At 72.9% G+C, this 20,401-nt stretch carries 20 protein-coding genes; 8 read left to right on the top strand and 12 right to left on the bottom strand.

From position 1 onward, the window contains the following. Complete coding sequence (gene ychF / locus HDA32_RS03685) at positions 1-1,116, bottom strand: redox-regulated ATPase YchF (protein WP_179641815.1); 1,116 nt, start codon at positions 1,114-1,116, stop codon at positions 1-3. 128 nt (positions 1,117-1,244) lie between these two features. Between ychF and HDA32_RS03680 the strand changes: the two genes are divergently transcribed. Together HDA32_RS03680 and HDA32_RS03675 are read left to right on the top strand one after the other, a co-directional pair. Continuing rightward, positions 1,245-2,693 (top strand): DNA recombination protein RmuC, encoded by a 1,449-nt coding sequence (locus HDA32_RS03680; RefSeq protein WP_246334219.1) that lies wholly within the window; start codon positions 1,245-1,247, stop codon positions 2,691-2,693. Between the two features lie 40 nt (positions 2,694-2,733). Next, positions 2,734-3,273 (top strand): DUF6542 domain-containing protein, encoded by a 540-nt coding sequence (locus HDA32_RS03675; protein ID WP_179641814.1) that lies wholly within the window; start codon positions 2,734-2,736, stop codon positions 3,271-3,273. Between the two features lie 153 nt (positions 3,274-3,426). On the opposite strand, the gene HDA32_RS03670 is transcribed toward HDA32_RS03675, so the two are convergent. Further along, on the bottom strand, positions 3,427-4,416 hold the full coding sequence (locus HDA32_RS03670; RefSeq protein WP_179641813.1) for a 4-hydroxy-3-methylbut-2-enyl diphosphate reductase: 990 nt from the start codon (positions 4,414-4,416) through the stop codon (positions 3,427-3,429). Positions 4,417-4,709: 293 nt separating this feature from the next. Between HDA32_RS03670 and HDA32_RS03665 the strand changes: the two genes are divergently transcribed. The 4 genes from HDA32_RS03665 to HDA32_RS03650 all read left to right on the top strand — a co-directional run bounded on the left by HDA32_RS03665 (position 4,710) and on the right by HDA32_RS03650 (position 8,064). After that, entirely contained in the window at positions 4,710-5,483 is a 774-nt protein-coding gene (locus HDA32_RS03665; protein ID WP_179641812.1) for a DUF8129 domain-containing protein, read from the top strand. A 174-nt stretch (positions 5,484-5,657) separates the two neighbouring features. Next, complete coding sequence (locus HDA32_RS03660; protein ID WP_179641811.1) at positions 5,658-6,491, top strand: patatin-like phospholipase family protein; 834 nt, start codon at positions 5,658-5,660, stop codon at positions 6,489-6,491. 83 nt (positions 6,492-6,574) lie between these two features. Further along, positions 6,575-7,801: an exodeoxyribonuclease VII large subunit gene (gene xseA / locus HDA32_RS03655; protein ID WP_179641810.1), complete on the top strand. Its 1,227-nt coding sequence runs from the start codon at positions 6,575-6,577 to the stop codon at positions 7,799-7,801. Continuing rightward, entirely contained in the window at positions 7,798-8,064 is a 267-nt protein-coding gene (locus tag HDA32_RS03650) for an exodeoxyribonuclease VII small subunit (RefSeq protein WP_179641809.1), read from the top strand. Before xseA ends, HDA32_RS03650 begins: the two co-directional genes overlap by 4 nt. Before the next feature lie 28 nt (positions 8,065-8,092). On the opposite strand, the gene HDA32_RS03645 is transcribed toward HDA32_RS03650, so the two are convergent. From HDA32_RS03645 to HDA32_RS03635, 3 genes are all read right to left on the bottom strand, one after another. Continuing rightward, entirely contained in the window at positions 8,093-8,473 is a 381-nt protein-coding gene (locus HDA32_RS03645; RefSeq protein WP_179641808.1) for a hypothetical protein, read from the bottom strand. A gap of 162 nt (positions 8,474-8,635) precedes the next feature. Then, entirely contained in the window at positions 8,636-9,196 is a 561-nt protein-coding gene (locus HDA32_RS03640) for a DUF4245 domain-containing protein (RefSeq protein WP_179641807.1), read from the bottom strand. Between the two features lie 79 nt (positions 9,197-9,275). Continuing rightward, positions 9,276-9,884 carry a TetR/AcrR family transcriptional regulator gene (locus tag HDA32_RS03635; RefSeq protein WP_179641806.1) on the bottom strand — a complete coding sequence of 203 codons (609 nt, stop codon included), beginning with the start codon at positions 9,882-9,884 and terminating at the stop codon, positions 9,276-9,278. 157 nt (positions 9,885-10,041) lie between these two features. On the opposite strand from HDA32_RS03635, the gene glpX reads away from it, so the two are divergent. After that, complete coding sequence (gene glpX / locus HDA32_RS03630) at positions 10,042-11,067, top strand: class II fructose-bisphosphatase (RefSeq protein WP_179641805.1); 1,026 nt, start codon at positions 10,042-10,044, stop codon at positions 11,065-11,067. 452 nt (positions 11,068-11,519) lie between these two features. Further along, on the top strand, positions 11,520-12,974 hold the full coding sequence (locus HDA32_RS03625) for a DUF3352 domain-containing protein (protein WP_179641804.1): 1,455 nt from the start codon (positions 11,520-11,522) through the stop codon (positions 12,972-12,974). Between the two features lie 322 nt (positions 12,975-13,296). On the opposite strand, the gene HDA32_RS03620 is transcribed toward HDA32_RS03625, so the two are convergent. The 7 genes from HDA32_RS03620 to HDA32_RS03590 form a co-directional block, all read right to left on the bottom strand. Beyond that, complete coding sequence (locus HDA32_RS03620; RefSeq protein ID WP_179641803.1) at positions 13,297-14,526, bottom strand: extracellular catalytic domain type 1 short-chain-length polyhydroxyalkanoate depolymerase; 1,230 nt, start codon at positions 14,524-14,526, stop codon at positions 13,297-13,299. Positions 14,527-14,571: 45 nt separating this feature from the next. Then, positions 14,572-15,444: an alpha/beta fold hydrolase gene (locus HDA32_RS03615; protein WP_312863031.1), complete on the bottom strand. Its 873-nt coding sequence runs from the start codon at positions 15,442-15,444 to the stop codon at positions 14,572-14,574. A 143-nt stretch (positions 15,445-15,587) separates the two neighbouring features. Next, complete coding sequence (locus HDA32_RS03610; RefSeq protein WP_179641801.1) at positions 15,588-16,700, bottom strand: branched-chain amino acid ABC transporter permease; 1,113 nt, start codon at positions 16,698-16,700, stop codon at positions 15,588-15,590. Next, positions 16,697-17,590 carry a branched-chain amino acid ABC transporter permease gene (locus HDA32_RS03605; protein ID WP_179641800.1) on the bottom strand — a complete coding sequence of 298 codons (894 nt, stop codon included), beginning with the start codon at positions 17,588-17,590 and terminating at the stop codon, positions 16,697-16,699. The genes HDA32_RS03610 and HDA32_RS03605 overlap by 4 nt, the downstream gene beginning before the upstream one ends. Continuing rightward, on the bottom strand, positions 17,587-18,318 hold the full coding sequence (locus HDA32_RS03600) for an ABC transporter ATP-binding protein (RefSeq protein WP_179641799.1): 732 nt from the start codon (positions 18,316-18,318) through the stop codon (positions 17,587-17,589). Before HDA32_RS03600 ends, HDA32_RS03605 begins: the two co-directional genes overlap by 4 nt. After that, a complete protein-coding gene (locus HDA32_RS03595; protein ID WP_179641798.1) occupies positions 18,315-19,109 on the bottom strand; it encodes an ABC transporter ATP-binding protein in 795 nt (264 codons plus the stop codon). The genes HDA32_RS03600 and HDA32_RS03595 overlap by 4 nt, the downstream gene beginning before the upstream one ends. Continuing rightward, the gene (locus HDA32_RS03590; protein WP_179641797.1) at positions 19,109-20,302 is read right to left on the bottom strand and encodes a substrate-binding domain-containing protein; all 1,194 of its coding nucleotides are present in this window, start codon (positions 20,300-20,302) and stop codon (positions 19,109-19,111) included. Before HDA32_RS03590 ends, HDA32_RS03595 begins: the two co-directional genes overlap by 1 nt. Between the last annotated feature and the right edge of the window lie 99 nt (positions 20,303-20,401).

Raw genomic sequence — 20,401 nt, 5'->3', positions numbered from 1 at the left:
CTATTTCTTCCCGCTCCCAGACTGCCCTCCGTGCCGGAATTCCACGACGTCGCCGTCGTGCATCACGTAGTCCTTGCCCTCCATCCGGACCTTGCCGGCCGCCTTGGCCGCCTGCATCGATCCGGCTTCGACCAGGTCGTCGAAGGAGACGATCTCGGCCTTGATGAAGCCGCGCTGGAAGTCGGTGTGGATGACGCCGGCGGCCTCCGGAGCGGTCGCGTCCTTCTTAATGGTCCAGGCACGGGACTCTTTCGGTCCTGCCGTTAGGTAGGTCTGCAGGCCCAGAGTGGCGAATCCGACACGCGCCAACTGGGCCAGGCCCGACTCGGTCTGGCCCATGGACTCCAGCAGCTCCATCGCCTCGTCCTCGTCCAGCTCGACCAGGTCCGCCTCGATCTTGGCGTCGAGGAAGACCGCTTCGGACGGCGCGACCAGCTCCGACAGCTTCGCGCGCAGCTCGTCGTCGGCCAGCTCGTCGGTGTCGAGGTTGAAGACGTAGATGAAGGGCTTGACCGTGAGCAGATTGAGCTCGCGCAGGAGGCTCAGGTCGATGCCCGCCGCCGGGCCGCCCGAGGAGAGCGCCCTGCCGTCGTTGAGCACCTTCTGCGCGGCCTCGGCCGCCGCGACGATCTGCTGCTTGTCCTTGTCCTTTGCGTTGGTCCTGGCCTCCTTTGCCAGCCGCGGCAGGGCCTTCTCCAGGGTCTGGAGGTCGGCGAGGATCAGCTCGGTGTTGATGGTCTCGATGTCGCGCGCGGCGTTGATGTCGCCGTCGACATGGGTGACGTCGGGGTCGCGGAACTCCCGGATGACCTGGCAGATCGCATCGGTCTCGCGGATGTTGGCGAGGAACTGGTTGCCCAGGCCCTCCCCCTCGGAGGCGCCGCGGACGATGCCCGCGATGTCCACGAAGGTCACGGTGGCCGGGATGGTCTTGGCGGAGTTGAAGATCCCGGTCAGGGTGCCGAGGCGGGGGTCGGGGACCCCGACGACCCCGATGTTGGGTTCGATGGTGGCGAACGGATAGTTCGCGGCCAGGGCTTCGTTTTTGGTCAGGGCGTTGAACAGCGTGGACTTGCCGACGTTCGGCAGGCCGACGATCCCAATAGACAGACTCACGGGGTTTGAGTCTAGGCGGTCGCGACCTCGCCTCCTCCCCGCCGATCAGGGGCCGGACCGGCGAAGAACCCCGGCGGCGCGCGTGGCGGAGAAGCCCGGCGGGCGGGGAATTGAGAGCATTGGCCCCCATGGACGGCCTTTACTTGATCCTGGTGCTGCTGGTCGGACTCGCCATCGGCGTACTCGTGGGATGGCTGCTGGCGCGGGGGCGCGGTGCCGAGGCGCGCGCCCACGCGCGGGCCGCCGAGGAGCGCGCGAACTACATCGAGGAGCAGTTGGCCGAGCGGTTCCGCGCGCTGTCGGTGCAGGCGCTGGACGCCACCAACCAGCGGTTCATGGAGATCGCCGAGGGCCGGCTGCGCGCGGCGAACCTGGAGGCCGGCCACGACCTGGAGCAGCGGCGGCAGGCCGTGGAGCACCTGGTGACGCCGCTGAAGGAGACGCTGGCCCGGGTCGAGACGCAACTGCGCGAGGTCGACGCCGGGCGCAGGGCCGCCCACGCCGAGCTCGCCAAGCAGGTGGACCTGGTGCGTGAGGGCTCGGACCGGCTGCGCGACCAGACGCAGTCCCTGGTCACCGCCCTGCGGCGGCCCGAGGCGCGCGGACGCTGGGGCGAGCTGCAGCTGCGCCGGGTCGCCGAGCTCGCCGGGATGGCCGCCTACTGCGACTTCGAGGAGCAGGCCGGCGCGGCCACCGACGACGGCCTGCAGCGCCCCGACATGGTGGTGCGGCTGGCCGGCGGCAAGAACATCGTCGTGGACTCCAAGGTCTCGCTCGCGGCCTACCTCGAGGCCGCCGAGAACGACGACGCGGGCGTGCGCGCCGAGCGGATGGCCGCGCACGCCCGGCACGTGCGCACCCACGTCGATCAGCTCGCGCGCAAGTCCTACTGGGCGGCGTTCAGCCCGGCACCGGAGTTCGTGGTGCTGTTCATCCCCGGGGAGGCGTTTCTCGCGCCCGCGCTGGAGCGCGACCCCGACCTGCTGGAGTACGCGATGGGCCGGCGGGTGCACATCGCGACGCCGACGACGCTTATCTCACTCCTACGGACCGCCCAGTACGCATGGCAGCAGGAGGCGCTGAGCGCGAACGCCCGCGCGGTGTTCGAGCTGGGCAAGCAGTTGCACGGCCGGATCGCCACGCTGGGCGGGCACGTCGGCGGACTGGGCAGGGCGCTCTCGCGCACCGTGGCCGCCTACAACCAGACCGTGGGCTCGCTGGAGAGCCGCGTGCTGGTCACCGCCCGCAGGTTCGAGGATCTGGGACTGGTGGAGGAGGAGTTGGAGCCGCCGAAGGGGGTCGAGGAGCAGGCCCGCCCGCTGGCGTCCCCGGAGCTCGCGGAGGCCGCGGCCGAGCAGGCCGAACCGGTCGGCGCGGGAGCGCGGCGGCGGGATCCGCGCGCCGAGGACGCAGAGGCGCGCCGGGCGGGCGTTCCGGCGGGCCCGGAGCGTGCGGAGGCGGAGGAGGACCGGCTGTCGTCGCTCGATGATGTTTACGGCGGCGCGTTCAACGGCGACCGTGACGGTGGAGGCCGCGACACGACAGTGCGAGAAGAGTCCGATTTTCACTTGAGGTGACACACTGGCAACTGTGAGTCACATAAGGGAGCAAACGGTGATGACGATGCGCGGCACGGAGGAGCCTCGGACCCCGCACCGGGTGCAGGGCGGTCCGCGCAGGCGCGCCGCTCCCAGGAGCCGGTCCGGGTCGGCGCCCCGCGCGGCCCGAACGGCCCGCGCTCCCCTCCGGCTCACCGGACGCGGCGCCATCGTGGGGATCGTCCTCGTCAGCTTCGGCGCCGCACTGCTCGCCCAGGCGCTCGGCACGCCCGTCGCCGACGGCGCGGGTTTCCTGGCGGCCTGCGTGCTCGCTGCGCTGCTGGTGCGCCGCAGCGACCTGCTCAGCCTGGTCGTGAGCCCGCCCCTGGCCTACTTCGCGGCGGCGCTGGCCGCCGAACTGGTACTCACCATGGGCAGTGACGAGCTGGGCCGCGGCGTGGCGATCGGCATGGGCACCCGCCTCGCCGAGGTCGCGCCGTGGCTGTTCGCCGGCACGGCCGCGGTCCTGGTCGTGTGCCTCGTGCGCGGCCTGCCCTCGAACATCCGCGAACTCGGCGACGAGCTCAGCGGACGCACGAAGCGGGGCGGGGGCCGCTGACCCCGCGCCCCGGAAGGCTTCCCGCTCCATCGAGGTTTGACCGTTGCGTTCGCGGGGCGGGTGAGACTTCCACGGCTCGGACCCGCCGTGCCGCCGGCACCACGCGCACCGCGACGGCCGACCCCCTGTGCGAACCCAATCGGCGGACGCCGGTCAGAGCACCGTCACGGGGAGCTGGGCGCCGGGCTCGGCGCGCAGGTCCTTGCGGAGCTCCTTGGGCAGCGAGAAGATCAGCTTCTCCTGGGCCGTCTCCACCTCGTGCACGGTGTCGAAGCCGTGCTCGCCGAGGCGCTCGAGCAGGTCATGCACCAGGATGTCGGGCACGGAGGCACCGCTGGTGACGCCGACCGTGCCGACTCCTTCGAGCCAGGACTCCTCCAGGAGCGAGGCGTTGTCGATCAGGTGCGCGGCGCCCGCTCCGGCGTCCAGCGCGACCTCGACGAGGCGCACGGAGTTGGAGGAGTTGTCGGAGCCGACCACGACGACCAGGTCGCACTCGGAGGCCATCTCCTTGACCGCGTCCTGGCGGTTGGAGGTGGCGTAGCAGATGTCGTCGCTCGGCGGGTCGAGCAGGTTCGGGAACCGTTCGCGCAGGGCCTCGACCGTGGCGTTGGTCTCGTCCACCGACAGCGTGGTCTGCGACAGCCAGGAGACGTTGTCGGGGTTGCGGACCCGGACCTTGTCGACCTCGCCGGGGCCGTCGACGACCTGGATGTGCTCGGGCGCCTCACCGCTGGTGCCCTCGACCTCTTCGTGACCGGTGTGGCCGATCAGGATGATGTCGCGGTCCTCGGCGGCGAAGCGCTTGGCCTCCTTGTGCACCTTCGTGACCAGCGGGCAGGTGGCGTCGATGGTCTTGAGCCGGCGCCGCTGGGCCTCCTCGTGCACCATCGGCGAGACCCCGTGGGCGGAGAAGACCACGATGGCGCCCTCGGGCACCTCGGCGGTCTCCTCGACGAAGACGGCGCCGCGCTCTTCGAGCGTGCGCACGACATGGGTGTTGTGCACGATCTGCTTGCGCACGTAGATCGGCGCACCGTACTGCTCAAGGGCCTTCTCGACCGTGACAACCGCGCGGTCGACCCCGGCGCAGTAGCCGCGGGGCTTGGCGAGCAGGACACGGCGGCGATTCGTCGCAGTCATGCCGTCCATCCTAAGGGCCGTGGAGCATCCCCGGCCCTGATGTGACGAGCCGCATGGCGGGCCATGGTCCACCGCTCGCATAACGCCGGGAACTCGCAACGGTCCCGACCCGGCGAAATCCCGGCTCGCAGCCGCTTCGGGCGAGGCGGACTCCCCTATTCTGACTAATCAGCGTAATGAAGTAACACCGTGTCAGCGGCTCGCGCACCGGACGGCCCCGCCCTAGACGGGACCGGCCGGACCCGCGCGCCGCCCGCGCCCCCAGACCGCGAACACCAGGAGTTTTCGATCCCATGTCGAAACCGTCGATTGCCAGCAGAATCTCCGACGCGGTCAAGCGCGTCTTCGGCAAGGCCACCCGGCCGGTCGTGTCGAGCAAGCCCGGGGACATGGCCGCAGGCGACGCCCCCGTGAACGACCCCGTCGAGTCGAAGGAGCCGATCCCCGCCGACACCTCCGCCGGCTCGATGCCCGAGGAGTACACCGACGAGGCCCCCAACACCGACGCCCCCGCGGTGACCGAGGAGCCGGTGGGCGAGAAGCCCGAGCCGCTCGCCGAGAAGGAGCCGGAGCCGGCCGAGCCCGCCGCGGAGACCGATGCGGCCGGGACCAAGCCCGCCAAGGCGGCCGGGTCCGCGCCCGCCGCGAAGGCCAAGACGGCCAAGACCACCAAGGCCGCCAAGGCCAAGGGCAAGGGCGGGAAGGCGGCCGGGAGCGCCGCCGGCAGCGGCGGCGGGAAGGCGAAGTCCGACCTCGTGAAGCCGGAGGAGAAGGCGGAGATCGCTGCCGCCCTGGACGACGCCGACACCAAGACCGTCGCGGCGGACTCCTCGGTCTTCGACGAGGCCCTCGCCGCCGACGCCGCCAAGTCCGGGGACCCGGCCGAACTCCCGGTGCCCAACTACGAGACGCTGTCGCTGCCCTCCATCCGGGCCCGGCTGCGCAAGCTCACCGTCGACCAGGTCCGCCAGCTCCGCGCGCACGAGACCGCCACCACCAACCGGACCGAGTTCGTGCGGATGTACGACAACCGGATCGCCAAGCTGGAGGCGGAGGACGCCCAGTAGCCGCCGACGGCCGTCCGGAGGGCGCACCCGCCCTCGGGCGCAACGGCACGGGGCCGGCGCGGACGCCGAACGTTCGCATCCGGCCCCGCCGTCTTCTTCCCACGCCGCATCGACGCCCGCATCCGCTCCTGCGCGGGTTCGGCGGCGGCCCGACCGGATCGGAGATCTGAAGACATGAGCAGGGCACTCGTGCTGGGCGGCGGCGGGATCACCGGGATCGCCTGGGAGCTGGGCGTCCTCGCGGGACTGCGCGAGGCCGGCCTGGACCTCACCGGAGCGGACCTGACGGTGGGCACCTCGGCCGGTTCGGTGGTCGGCGCGCAGATCACCTCGGGGCTCGACCTGGAGGAGCTGTACTCCCGCCAACTGCGGCCGGCCGACGGCGAGAGGCCGGCCCGGCTCAACCCCGCCGCACTGGTCCGCATCGCGTGGGCGATGCTGCGCGCCCGCACCCCCGAGGCGGGCCGCGCGCACGCGGGCCTGATCGCCGTGCGGACCGCCACCGGCTCGGAGACGGAGCGCAGGGCGGTGATCGCCTCCCGGCTCCCCGTGCACCGGTGGCCCGATCAGCGGCTGCTGGTGACGGCGGTGGACGCCCGCTCGGGTGCGCTGGCGGTGTTCTCCCGCGACGGCGATGCGTCCCTGGTCGACGCGGTGGCGGCGAGCTGCGCGGTGCCCGGGGTCTGGGCGCCGGTGACCATCGGCGGCCGGCTCTACATCGACGGCGGGGTCCGCTCCTCGGCCAACGTCGACCTGGCCGACGGGCACGGGCGGGTCGTCGTGCTGGCCCCGACAACGGCCGGCGCCGGCCCTTTCGCCGGCGCCCGCGCCCAGGCCGCCGGGCTCTCCGGGAACCCCCGGGTGACCGTGGTCGCTCCGAACGCCGCGGCGAAGGCGGCGATCGGCCGCAACGTCCTGGACCCGGAGAGGCGGGCCCCGGCCGCCAGGGCCGGCCGCGCCCAGGCCGCCGAGGTGGCGGAGGCGGTGGCCGGGGTCTGGGCGGAGTAGCCGGACCGTCCGGCGGGGCCGCGCCCGTGCGGCGCGGGTGGCGGATCCCCGGCTGTCGTCCGCCTCCTCTACGCTCGACTGCCATGGGGATGGAGAGTTCCGCCGAGTCACCGCAGCCGGTGCGCGTCGTCATGCAGGCCGTCGGCGGGTGGGTCGGCCGGCTGGGCCGGATCTGGGTCGAGGGGCAGATCGCGGAGCTGAACCGCCGCGGCGGCACGGTGTTCATGACGTTGCGCGACCCCGTGGCCAACGTCTCGGCCAGGGTCGTGTGCCCGGTGCGGGTGCTGGAGGCGACCGCGCCCGCGCCGCAGGCCGGGGCGAGGGTCGTCATCCACGCCAAACCCGACTTCTACGTCGCCCGGGGCACGTTCTCGCTCCTGGCGCTGGAGATCCGGCACGTCGGTCTGGGCGAGCTGCTGGCGCGGCTGGACCGGTTGCGCAGGACCCTGGCCGCCGAAGGGGTGTTCTCCGACGCGCGCAAGCGGCCGCTGCCGTTCCTGCCCACCACCGTCGGGCTGGTCTGCGGCCGCGACTCCGCGGCCGAGCGCGACGTCCTGGAGAACGGGCGGCGGCGCTGGCCGGCCGTCCGCTTCGAGGTGCGCGAGGTGGCGGTCCAGGGCGACCGCGCCGTGGGCGAGGTCATGACCGCGCTCAAGGAGCTCGACGCGCACCCCGACATCGACGTCATCATCATCGCGCGCGGCGGCGGCTCGCTGGAGGACCTGCTGCCCTTCTCCGACGAGGCCCTGGTCCGCGCGGTCTCGGCCACCAGGACGCCCGTGGTCAGCGCGATCGGGCACGAGCAGGACAGTCCGCTGCTGGACCTCGTCGCCGACGTCCGCGCCTCCACGCCCACCGACGCGGCCAAGAGGGCCGTGCCGGACGTGGGCGAACAGCTCCAGCTCATCCGCCAGCTCCGCGACCGCGGGCGCCGCGTCGTCCAGGGCGGCATCGCCCGCGAGGAGTCGTGGCTGGCCGGGATGCGCTCCCGGCCGGTGCTGGCGAGCCCGCTGCGCGAGATCGACCGGCTGACCGAGCAGGTCACCGGTCTGCGCGACCGCGGCCGCCGGTGCGTCTCGGCCGCACTGGCCCGCGCGGAGGACGACCTCGCCCACACCCGCGCCCGGCTGCTGGCGCTCTCCCCCGCCACGACGCTGGCCCGCGGCTACGCCGTCGTGCAGCGCTCCGACGGCGCCGTGGTGCGCTCGGCCGCCGAGGTCGAGAGGGGCGAGACGCTGCGCGTGCGCTTCGCCGAGGACAGCATCACCGTGACCGCCGGCGACAGGACCGACGACGAGGGGGACCGATGACCGCCAGGAAGACCGCGGAGACCGACGGGCCGACCGAGCCCGAGCTGAGCTACGAGGAGGCCCGCGAGGAGCTCAACACGGTCGTGCGCCGGCTGGAGTCCGGCGGGCTGACGCTGAAGGAGTCGCTGGCCCTGTGGGAGCGCGGCGAAGGGCTCGCCAAGACCTGCGAGGAGTGGCTGGAGGGCGCCCGGGCCAAGCTCGCCGTGGCCCTGGCCGAGGACGGGGAGCAGGAGGAGGGCGGCGACGCCGAGACGCCGTTCTAGCGGCGCCCCGCCGCGCCGCCCGGGCCGCCTACCGGCCTTCGGGGTCGGTCAGGCGGTCCTGGACGGCGTCGGAGGCCGCGCCGGCGGGGTCCTGGGCGACCTGGCCGGCCTGGTCCACGTAGCCGTCCATGGTCTGACCGGTCTCCGAGACGTAGCCCTGCGCGGCCTCCTGGGCGGTCGCGGCCGGATCGGCGAACGCCTCCTGCGCCGCCCCCGCGTGATCCTCCACGCCCGCCGCCATGTCCTGCGCCTGCTCGCCGTAGTGGTCGCCCGCGGCCTGCACGGCCCCGTCGGCCGCGCCCCCGGTGGCGCCCTGGGCGAAGTCGGTCGCCGCGCCCATGGTCTCGCCCGCGCTCTCGGTGGCGTCTCCGAAGAGGCCCTTGAACCAGTCGACGATCTCGTTGAGCACTTGAAATCAACTCCAATGGACGCGTGCCGCGCCCGACGTCACGGAAAAAACGTGCGGAGTCAATGTGTACCCGTTCCAACCTTAAGGGCGCGTTAAAACGCGCCGGAAAAGAGGCGTGAGCGGCTTCATGCCCGCTCCGGGAACGTCGGGGAACCACGAGGACTACTCGGCGTTCTCCTGGGTCTCCAGGGATTCGGCGAGGACTTCCAGCTCGGGGTATCCGGCGTTGCCGCTCACGACGAGGGTCGCCTCTTCATCGCGATTCACCAGTGAACGCCACGTTTCGGTCTCGTTGTAATACCGCTCCCAGGTTTCCCCGCGCACATCCGACTCGCCGTCGGGGCCGCCGTTCCTGCCCATTTCGGCGATGAATTCCTGCGGTTCCGCGCCGCTGATGCCGAATTCGGCGTGCCGGTCCTCGGGCGTGGCGAATCCGAGGACCCACCGCACGGGCTCGGCCGGCTCCTCACCGGGCAGGGCGTCGCCGGTCTCCAGGGTGGAGCTGGTCGGCACCCATCCCTCGGGCAGCCCGCGCGGGACGCGGGACTCGTACGGCGCGGTGTCGCGCAGCGCGGCCGCGTCGGCGGTGTAGTCCACGCTCGGAATGTGCTCCTCCTGGCGCGCCGAGACGATCATCGCCATCGCCAGCACGACCAGCACGATCACACCCAGCACCGCGGCGTAGCCGCCGAACGTGGCGTCGGCGCGGTTGTAGTCGCTCATGCGGTACCGCCCGGCAGGGGACCGGCGCCGCTGTCACTGCTCTTGCTCATGATCCACCAGCTTGCCGCAGGGATGTGGATCACTCCGACCGGGGTGGCTCCAAGCGGGCGAGAACGGCGATCACGTCGTCGGCCAGCCTGCGGGCGTCGGAGACGTCGTCGCGGCGCACGACCTCGGTCACCGCGAGCAGCATCGCTCCGCTGACCACCATCAGCAGCGCCTCGTCGACCGGCTCGTCGGCCTTGCGGTACAGCGCGACGTTGCGGTCGGTCCACTCGCGCAGGCGGTCGCGCATGGTGGAGTCGAACCCCGGCGGGCTGTCGCCGCTGAAGAACAGCCACGTGCTCTCGCGCTCCTCGATGCACCCCTCCAGGTAGGCGCGGGCCGCGGTGTTCATCAGCCGCGTGGGGTCGGTCTCGCCCCCGGCCCTGGCGCGCGTGACGGCCTGGTGGGTGCGGTTCTGCTGGCGCTGCTGGAACTCCTCGTACAGCGCCATGAACAGGTCGGCCTTGCCGCCGAAGTGGTGGTAGAGGCTGCCCACGCTGGCGTTGGCCTGGGCGACGACCTCGCTGACGCCGGCCTTGGCGAAGCCGACGGTGCGGAACACCTCCGACGCGGCTGCGAGCAGCGCGCTGCGCGTGGCCGCGCCGCGGTTCGAGACGCGCGCCGGTTTCTCCACCTTCTCCACTGGCGACCCAATCGTTGTCGATGGTGCGGACGGCCCGCCCAGGGACGACATTACGCCAGCCGATTACCCTGGACCCAGCCGCGAACGGCGGCCCGGCAGAGTAGGTCAGGAAACAATCCGCGCTCACGGCGCCGCAGCCGAATCCGAAAGGCCGATCATGACCACACCCATCGCTCCCGTGCCGACACCGTCCGACGCGCCCGACCGCAACCTCGCGCTGGAGCTGGTCCGGGTCACCGAGGCCGCAGCGCTGGCCGCCGGCCGCTGGGTCGGCAAGGGCGACAAGAACGGCGCCGACGGCGCTGCCGTCCGCGGGATGCGCCACCTCATCAGCACGGTGTCCATGGACGGCACGGTCGTCATCGGCGAGGGCGAGAAGGACAACGCGCCCATGCTGTTCAACGGCGAGCGCGTGGGCGACGGCGGCGGTCCGGAGTGCGACGTCGCGGTGGACCCGATCGACGGCACCCGGCTGACCGCCATGGGCATGCCCAACGCGATCTCGGTGCTCGCGGTGAGCCCGCGCGGTTCCATGTTCGACCCGTCGGCGGTCTTCTACATGGAGAAGCTGGCGACCGGGCCCGAGGCGGCCGACGCCGTCGACATCAACGCCCCGATCGCCGACAACATCCGCGCCGTCGCCGCGGCCAAGGGCGGCGACCCGCAGGACGTCACGGTCGTCATCCTGGACCGGCCGCGCCACGAGCGGATCGTGCACGAGGTCCGCGAGGCCGGCGCGCGGATCAAGTTCATCACCGACGGCGACGTCGCAGGCGCGATCATGGCCGCCCGCAAGGGCACCGGCGTCGACCTGCTGCTCGGCATCGGCGGGACGCCCGAGGGCATCATCGCCGCGTGCGCCCTCAAGTGCCTGGGCGGGGTGATCCAGGGCCGGCTGTGGCCGAAGGACGACGAGGAGCGCCGCAAGGCCGAGGCCGCCGGGCACGACCTCTCCCGCGTCCTGACGACCGGCGACCTGGTCTCCTCCGAGGACGTCTTCTTCGCCGCGACCGGCATCACCGACGGCGAACTGGTCACCGGCGTCCGCTACGCCGACGGCGGGGCGACCACGGACTCCCTGGTCATGCGGGGCCGCAGCGGCACGATCCGCCGGGTGCAGAGCGAGCACCGGCTGACCAAGCTCGCCACCTACAGCGGCGTCGACTTCACGACCGCCAACTGAGTGATGTCCGACGGCCGGGTTCGCACAGGGGGCCGGCCGCCGCAGTGCGCGCGGCGCCGGCGGCACGGCGGGCCGATCCTGAAAGTTCCACCCCACCCATGAACGCGGCGGTCGGAGTCCGATGAGGCGCCCCGAAGCGCACCGCGCCCCGGCCGACGGTTCGGCCGGGGCGCGCGGTCGTCTTTCACCGGCGCCAAGGAGATTTCATCGGGAATTCCCTCACAAAACGGCGAAGGAAGCGGGGAACCGGGGAATCGGCCAAAAGGGCATTGGTACCTTCTTAGGCGAACTCATGCCAGTCCGGAGGTTTGATGTCCTACCCCGATCCCCCCAACCAGCCGAGCTGGATGCCCCCGGCCCAGCCTCCCGGCGGGCAGCCTCCGCCGCCTCCGGGACCGCCCCACCCGCAACCGCAGGGTCCGGCGGGCCGGCCGGGCGGTGGCCGGTTCTGGATGATCCCGGTCGCGGCGGTGGCGGGCGTCGCGCTGCTGGCGACGACGGTGTGGGCGTCGGACGCCGTCGTGGACGGCCTGTTCGGCGGCCCCCAGCCCGAGACCGTGCTGCCCGGCTCCTCGGTGATGTTCGCCAAGGTCGACCTCAAGCCCAACGGCGGCCAGTGGGCCGCCTACGCGCAGTTCATGACCAAGCTGCCCGAAAGCATCCGGGACGAGCTCGGCAGCAGCGAGGAGAGCCCGGCGAAGGCGTTCGTCGAGGCGGCCTTCCCCGACCTCGACTACGAGAGCGACGTGGAGCCGTGGCTCGGCCAGCGCTTCGGCGTCGCGGCCTGGGAGACCGACATCGAGGACGGGGTCACGTTCGACGGTCTGGCCATGGCGGTCGCGGTGGCCGTGGAGGACGAGGACGCCGCGCAGGACACGCTGGCCGACCTGCAGCGGGAGGAGGAGGGGCTCTTCTACGAGGTCCGCGACGACTTCGCGCTCATCACCCCCACCAACCAGATGCTCGCCGACCTGGACGCCCAGGTCGAGTCGAGCGGGGCGCTGGACCGGAACTCCGCCTACACCGGCGACATGGACGTGATCGGCTCCGACAACATCGCCTCGGCGTGGATGGACCTGGAGCCGGTGGGCCGGCTGGCGGCCGCGGCCGACCAGGGCTCCGACTACGGCGAGTACGGCGAATCATCCGCGGCCGAGATCGGTGAGCTGACCGGCCGGGTGGCACTGGGCCTGCGCATCGAGGCCGACTACCTGGAGCTGCGCGGCGACGTGTTCGAGGTGAGCGTCAACGGCAGCTCCTGGGAGGGGATGGACCTGCCCGAGCCCGGCATCACCGCGCTGGCCGACCTGCCCGACGACTCCGTCGCGGCGTTCGGCGGCGACCGCCTGGACCAGCTCGCCAAGGAGACCTGGACGATGAACCAGGACGCCTTCGAGAGCGAGCCGGGTTACGCGGACTTCACGGAGGCGACCTCCCAGCTCGGCCTGTCGCTGCCGCAGGACTTCACCAGGCTCATCGGGACCAGGACCGCGTTCGGGATCACCGATCTGGGCGGCGGCGGCACCGATCCGTGGTCCTCCTCCGGCGACGTCTCCTTCCAGTACCGCGCGACCGAGGCCGACGACGCCCTGATCCAGGACCTCATCGACGAGGCCGCGGCTTCGAGCTACAGCTCGCCGCCGGGGGTCACGACCGACGGCGACACCACGGTGGTCTCCTCCGGCACCACGGGTACCGGCAGGCTCGGCGACGACCCCGTGTTCCAGTCGACCATGAGCGGGTTGGAGAACTCGCACCTCGGCTTCTACGTCGACGCCCGCCCGCTGGTCGAGGAGAGCGGCGAGCCCGACGCCCGGCAGTGGGGCGCCTTCGGCGGGTCGCTGACCTACGACGACCAGAGCAACGCCTCCATGGTGCTGCGCTGGGCCCCCAGCGGGGGCGCCTAGATCGCTGATGGGTGTCGGGACTGTGGTCGCGGTTCTTCCGCGCACCACAGCATGACGTGGGAAGGCCGCCGCCAGCGCGCCGGCGGTGGCGGCGCGAAAGGTCCCGCCGCACGACTCGTGCCGGTCGCCCGCCCCGGGCGGCCGGGGCCTTGAGCGGCGGTGGTCCCGAGACCTTTCGCGCTGCCGGACGCTGCGCGCCTGACCACAGCCCCACCAGGTCACCGGTGGCTCAGCAGTGCCTGGGCGCAACATCGATCCGGCCCCCGCCCGCACCGTCGGCGGTCCGGCTCCCTTCGCCCGGATCGCCCGGATCCGGTGCGGCTCAGCAGCCGCCGACCTCCTCCCAGTGGCCGGGCCGGGTCTGCGACAGCGATGTGACGACGAAGACGTTCATCAGGCCGAGGTCGTCGCCGCTGCCCTTGGCGTAGGCCCGGCCCAGCTCGTGGACCGCCCGCCCCTCCAGTACGTGCCGGTAATTGTCGGCCGTCACGCAGTCGCCGGGCTCGGGATCCGGGTCGGGCTCGGGACCCGGGTCCGGGCCGGGGTCCGCTCCACCGGCGATCCCCCAGAACTGAGCGGTGTAGTAGGTGGAGCAGACGGTGTCGAGGAAGTAGGCGCCGGCCGCGCCGCACTGCTCCGGCGCCGATCCCGGGTCCACGGGCGTGCCGTGGCCCATGCCCTGGACCAGGAAGCGCGCGACGACCGGGGTCCCCGAGCCGTCGGTGTAGGTCTCGACCGCGGTCGGTCCGGGCAGGTCCGCGGTCGAGTCGGGGGTCTGGTCGGCGCCGTGGACGTCGGTCCACTGGTCGCGCGACTCCTCGGCGTTGGCGGGGACCACGGTGTGGTCGGCGGTTCCGTGCCAGATCGCGACGCGCGGCCAGGGCCCGTCCCAGCCGGGGTTCTTGGCCCGGACCGCCTCGCCCCACTGCTGCGGGGTCTGCTGCCGACTGGAGTTCATGCAGGTGAACGCCTCGATGAGCGAGGCGGCGCAGCCCGAGGGGAGACCGGCGACGACACCGCCGCCGGCGAAGACGCCGGGGTAGGCGGCCAGCACCTCCGACGCCATGGCGCCGCCCGCCGACAGCCCGGACACGTACACCGCTCCGGTGGCGTGGTGGGCCGCGGCGTGGTCGACCATCTGCCGGATCGACAGGGCCTCGCCGGAACCCCGCGCGACGTCGCCGGGCTGGAACCAGTTGAAGCAGCCCGAGGCGTTGTTGGCGGAGCGCTGCTCGGCGTAGACCAGCACGGCGCCGTGGTCGTCGGCGTACTCGCGCCAGCCGGAGTTGGCGTGGTAGCCGCCGGCGTCCTGCGAGCAGCCGTGCAGGAGCACCACCATCGGCGCGCCCTCGGTGGCGGCGTCGGGCGCGTAGACGTACATGCCGAGGTTGCCGGGGTTGCCGCCGAACCCGGTCACCTCCTGGAGTTCGGCGGCGTGGGCGCGCGGCGCCGGCCCGAGGACGCCGCCCAGGAGCAGCAGGGCGGCGAGGGCGAGCAGGATCGGCGGGCGCGTGGATCGCGGGGACGGTCGGTGGATCGGATCCGGCGACACTGGAACCTCCGGGGGAAGGGGTTTTTCCTCTGCTCTGCGGGCCCGCTACATCACCTCCTGGACGACGGCCCGGATCTGGGCCGCGACGACGGCGGCCGCCGCGGAGAACAGCACCGAGTAGTGGTTGTCGTCGGCCAGCTCGACCAGCCCGATCCCGCTGTCGGCCAGGGACGAGAGCAGGTGCGGGGTGTAGAGGCCCGGCGACTCGTCCATGAGGCCGCGCGCCGCCCACAGCAGCCGCGCGGGGCAGGGCAGCCGATGGACCGCGTCGAGCGTCTCGGGATCCTCCAGCACCTGCGCGCCGTCGGCGCGGACCGCCTCCGGCACGCAGGCCGAACGCATTTCAGGGGGCTCGCCGATCAGGTCGCGCAGCACGTAGGCGTCGATCTCGGGGGTCCAGCGCCCGGCGAAGGCCGGGTGGGCCCGCCAGAACTCCCGGTAGGCGTCGGCCCCGGCGAAGACCATGTCCAGCCGTGCCATGGCCGGGCCCAGGACCGCCCTGATGTCGGTCCCGGCCGGGACCCGCAGCCCGTACCCGCCGTCGACGAGGACCGCGCCGGCGATCCGGTCGGGGTGGCGGACCGCGGCCAGGCAGGCCACGAACGCGCCCATGGAGTGGCCGGCGAGGACGGTGCGGTCGACGCCGCGGTGGTCCAGCAGCGCGATCAGGTCGTCGACGTGCCGGCCCAGGCCGTAGGGGCCGGGGAGGTCCCGGCTGCGCCCGCGCCCGCGCAGGTCGGGCGCCAGCAGGGGGATCGGGGAGACTCCGGCGGCGAGTTCGGCCGCGACCCGGCCGAAGGAGCGGCCGTTGGCGGTGATGCCGTGGACGGCGACCACCGGGGTGGCCGCCGCGTCCCCCCACGCGGTGACCGCGAGATCACCGTCGTCGAGGGGGACCGCCTGTTCCGTCGTCCGCACCGCACTCTCCTGACGTTCGTGGTCGTACACAGTGGTGGTTTCCGGGGTGGCGCCGCGGTCCCGAGGTCGGCTTGACTTGAAGCAAGGGGTTCCCCCGGGGACCTCGGCCTCGCTGTGCCCCGTGCCCGCCCGCTCCCTCCGCGTCATGATCCTCGGGACCACCGCGCCCGCACCCGTCCGGGCAGCGCGGCGAGGCCGCCGGGGAAGAAGAACACCGCGGCCACGAACAGCAGGCCCAGGATGAACAGCGGCTGCGACAGCGGTGCGCGCAGCACCGGCGGCAGCGCGTCGAACGCCGGCGCCCCCGACAGTTGGACGAGCCGGTGGTCGACGTAGGTGTAGAGGACGCCGCCGAGCACCGGCCCCCACCGGGTCCCCGCGCCGCCGAGCGACACCATCACCAGCAGGGTGAGGGTGAACTCCGCCGTGCTGACGGCGGGGGTGACGCCGCCGGCCACCAGCAGGAAGACGACGCCGCCCAGCGAGGCGAGCGCGGCGCCGACGACGAACCCGATCAGCTTGAACGGGTAGGGGTTGAGGCCCAGCACCGAGACGCGCTGCTCGTTGGCCCGGATCCCGTTCCAGACCCGCCCGATCGGCGAGGCCGCCAGCCACCACACCACGGCCAGGGCGACCGCGGCGTAGCCCAGCGCGATCCAGTAGAGGTTGACGGTGTTGACCACGCCGATCAGTGCGCCGGGGACCAGCGCGGTGTCCAGCGACAGGCCCTCCTCGCCGCCCGTCGCCCGGCCGGGGTCGCGCGCGATGAGGATCGAGCCCGCCTGCGCGAACGCCAGGGTGACCATGGCCAGGGCGATGCCGGAGACGCGCAGCGAGACCGCGCCCAGCAGCACGGCGAGCGCCGTGCCGGCCGCGACGGCGATGAGCGCCGACCACGCCAGCGGCAGCCGCAGGTGGTGCATCAGCAGCGCGGCCGCGTAGGCCCCGGCTGCGAAGTACAGCGCGTGGCCGAAGGACAGCAGCCCCAGCCTGCCGTAGAGCAGGTCGTAGCTGGTCGCCAGGCCCGCGAACACCAGGCAGGTGGCGAGGAGCTGCAGCGTGGCGGGACTGTTGAGCGGCCCGTCGAACAGGCCGGGGAGGCGCAGCGTGGAGTAGGGCAGGCAGAGCAGCGCGGCGGCCGTGATCGCCGTCGGCAGCCACGGGCGCAGCCGTGCGCGCAGCGCCGGGGCCGGCTCGCGCCGCGGCGCGGTGGCGCGGGTCAGCGGCTCGGGTCCGGCCTCGGTCCTGGTGTTCATGCCGTCCTCCCTGCGTTGACGACGAGCCCGCCGCCGCGGGTCAGCAGCACCGCGGCGAGGACCGCGACCACGGCGATGTCGCCGAGTCCGGACACGGTGTAGTAGTTCGCGAACTGCTGGACCAGCCCCACGGCGACGGATGCGACGGCGCATCCGGTCACCGACGTGGTCCCGCCGATGACGACCACGATGAACGCGAAGATCAGCAGCGAGACGCCCTGAGTGGGGGTGACGACGCCGAAGTACAGGCCGCCGAGCGCGCCGGCCAGCGCCGCCGCGGCCCCGCCGATGGCGAAGACCAGGGTGAAGGCCGTGCGGACGTCGATGCCCAGCGCGGTCACCATGGACCGGTCCTGCACGCCGGCGCGCACGATCAGCCCGTAGCGGGTCCTGCTGCCGAACGCCTTCAGGGCGAGCAGCACGGCGGCGGCCGCGACGATGAGCAGGAAGCGGTCCCTGGGGATGGCCGCGCCGAGGACGGGCAGCGTCCCCGAGACCAGCTCGGGCCGGGGGAACGGCAGCGGATCCGCGCCCCAGACGGCCTGCAGCAGCGCGGGGGTGGCGAGGCTGAGGCCGACCGTCACCAGGATCTGCTCGCGGTGCCGGCCGTAGAGCGGGCGGATCACCCCCAGCTCGACGGCCGTGGCGGCGAGGGTGCCGGCCGCCACCCCGAACGCGACCGCGAGCAGGAAGCCGGGGCCGTCGCCGCCGGCGCCGGGCAGGTGGGCCGCGGCCCACCAGGTGCCGTAGGCGCCGATCGACAGGAAGGCCCCGTGGGCGAAGTTCAGCACGTCCATCAGGCCGAAGATGAGCGACAGCCCGGAGGCGATCAGGAAGTACAGCGCGCCGAGGCCGAGCCCGGTCACGACGAGCAGCACGAACGTACTCATGGCACCTGCCCCGGGGTGGTCGTGGTCTTGGCGACGCCGAGGAACTCGCGGGTGCGCCGGGCGTCGCCGAGCAGGTCGGCGGTGGTGCCGGTGAACACGACCCTGCCGGCGTCGAGCACCGCGGCGTCGTGGGCGAGCCGCCGCACCAGCGGCAGGTTCTGCTCCACCAGCAGGATCGGCGCGGTCCGGGCCGCGCGCTCCAGTGCGGCCGCGACCTCGCCGACGACGCGCGGCGCCAGTCCCTTGGTCGGTTCGTCGACCACGATGAGCCGGTTGTCGTTGAGCAGGACCCTGCCGATCGCGAGCATCTGCTGCTGCCCGCCGGAGAGGGTCCCGGCGGGCTGGGAGGCGCGCCCGGCGAGTTCGGGGAAGAGCTCGTGGACGAGCCCGTAGCGGGGTTCGGCGCCGGGGCGTTCGGCCAGCCGCAGGTTCTCGGCGACCGTGAGCGCGGAGAAGACGCCCCGGTCCTCGGGCACGTAGCCGATGCCGCGGCGGGTGATCACGTGCGTGGCCTCGCCGCTGATGTCGCGGCCGTCCATGGTGACGCGCCCGGTCCGCGGCACCAGTCCGAGCAGCGCCCTGACCGTGGTGGTCTTGCCGACGCCGTTGCGGCCGAGCAGCGCGGTGACGCCGCGGTCGGCGACGGTGAAGGAGACGCCCTGCAGGATGTGCGAACCGCCGATCCGGACGTGCAGGTCGTCGACTGTGACGAGGGGGCGCGCCGTCATGGTGCGTCCCCCAGGTAGGCGGCCTGCACCTCGTGGTCGGCCATGGCCCGGTCCGGGCGGTCCAGGGCCAGCAGCGAGCCGTGGTGCAGGACGGCCAGCCGGTCGGCCATGTCCAGGAGCACGTCCATGTGGTGCTCCACCATGAGCACGGTCCGCTGCTGTTCGCGGTGGACGTCGCGGATCACCGCGGTGAGTTCGGGGACCTCGGCGGCGCTGACGCCGGCCATCGGCTCGTCCAGCAGGATCAGGCGCGGGTCGCGGGCGAGCAGCAGCGCGAGTTCGAGCTTGCGCTTGTCCCCGTGGGAGAGGTCCCCGGCCGGCGTCGCGGCGCGGTGGCCCAGCCGGACCAGGTCGAGCATCGGGCGCACGGCGGCGTCGGAGGTCCGGGCCCGCCGCCAGAGCCGGAGCGAGCCGCCGGCGCGTATCTGCTCCGCCAGCCCGACGTTCTCGGCGACCGTCATGTCGGTGAAGACGCTGGAGGTCTGGAACGTGCGGCCGAGGCCGCGGGCCGCCCTGCGGTGCGGGGGTTCGCGGGTGATGTCGACGCCGTCCAGTTCGATCCGGCCGCGCGTGGGCCGGGTGAGGCCGGAGACCAGGTTGAACATGGAGGTCTTGCCGGCGCCGTTGGGGCCGATGACGGCCAGGAACTCGCCCTGGACGACCGCCATGTCGATTCCGTCGACGATGGTGGCGCCGCCGACCGACCAGGTGAGGTCGTGCAGCCGCAGCACCGGCGGGGCGGCGCCGGGTGCCGTCCCGTGGTGCGCCGCTGCGCGCGCGGGCCCGGTCATCAGGACGCCTCGGAGACGGGCGGCTCGACGTCGCCGGCCGGGACCTCGGCCAGGAGTTCGGGTTCGGCGTCGGTTCCGGACCCGTTGAGCCGCACCTGGTACATGGGCTGCAGCAGCGCGTGGTCCTCGGCGCGCACGGTGATCTCGCCCTTGACGCCGTCGAACGTCCACCCTTCGAGCGCCGCGATCCTGTCCTCGGTGGCGTCGCCGGCCTGGGCGGCCCGGACGATCATCTGGGCCGCGGTGAACCCGTCGGGGGTGAAGAGGTCGACCTCGCCGCCGAGTTCGGCCACGCCCTCGGCCATGGCCTCGGCCGCGGCGGTGTCGGAGGCTCCGGCGAAGTAGTGCGACAGGAAGTCGATCCTGCCCCCGGTCGCGCCGAAGACGGGGTAGGAGGCGCGGATGTCGAGGCCGGTGGTCACCTTCGTCTCGTCCAGGACCCCCTGCTGGTCCAGGGCCTGCCACATCGCCGAGGCGGTCTCGCCGGCCCACGCCACGAACAGCAGGTCGGGGTCGGCCTGGCGCACCTGGTCGGCGAAGGGGGTGAGGTCGGTGCTGTCCGGCGGGGCGAGGACCTCGCCGACCTCGGCGCCTTCGGCCTCCAGGACCTCGGTGACCGCAGCGACGTTGTCCTGGCCGAAGGCGTTCTGCTGGGCCAGTACCACGACCTCGCCGCCCTCCGTCTCCTCCAGGAACGTCCGGGCGGTGAGGATGTCCTGGTAGGTCTGGCGCCCGGACCGGAAGGTGTGGTCGTTGATGCCGGTGATCTCGTCCGTGGCGGCGGGGCCGGAGACGAACAGCACGTCGTTCTGCTCGGCCACCGGCGCCACCTGCACCGCGACGCCGGAGGAGGTGGATCCGGCGATGATGGTGCTTCCCTTGCCGATCAGGTCCTTGGCCGCGGCCACCGCCTTGTTGGGGTCCCCGGCGCCGTCGGCGACCGACACCTCGATCGCGCGGCCGTCGACCTCCCCGGTGCCGCCGGTGGCGTGGTCCAGGCCGGCCTGGAAGCCCTCGTAGTACTGCAGGCCGTAGGTCGCGAGCGGCCCGGAGGCGGAGTAGACCAGGCCCACCTTGATCGGGCCGTCGGAGCCGTCCGAACCGTCGGCCGCCGATTGCGGGCTGCCGCAGCCCGAGGCCGCGAGCACGAGGATCCCCGTGCACAGTGCGATCGCGTGGCGCAGTCGACGCATGGTTCCTCCAGCCGGCCCGGAGCGGGCGGCGCTCAGGGGATGTTTGAGCCGAAGGTAGAGAAACCGTGAGCCGATTCACATATGGTGCTGCACCATATT

It is taken from the genome of Spinactinospora alkalitolerans (assembly GCF_013408795.1).
GTDB classification, from domain to species: domain Bacteria; phylum Actinomycetota; class Actinomycetes; order Streptosporangiales; family Streptosporangiaceae; genus Spinactinospora; species Spinactinospora alkalitolerans.
This window is presented reverse-complemented; position numbering and strand designations above follow the sequence as displayed.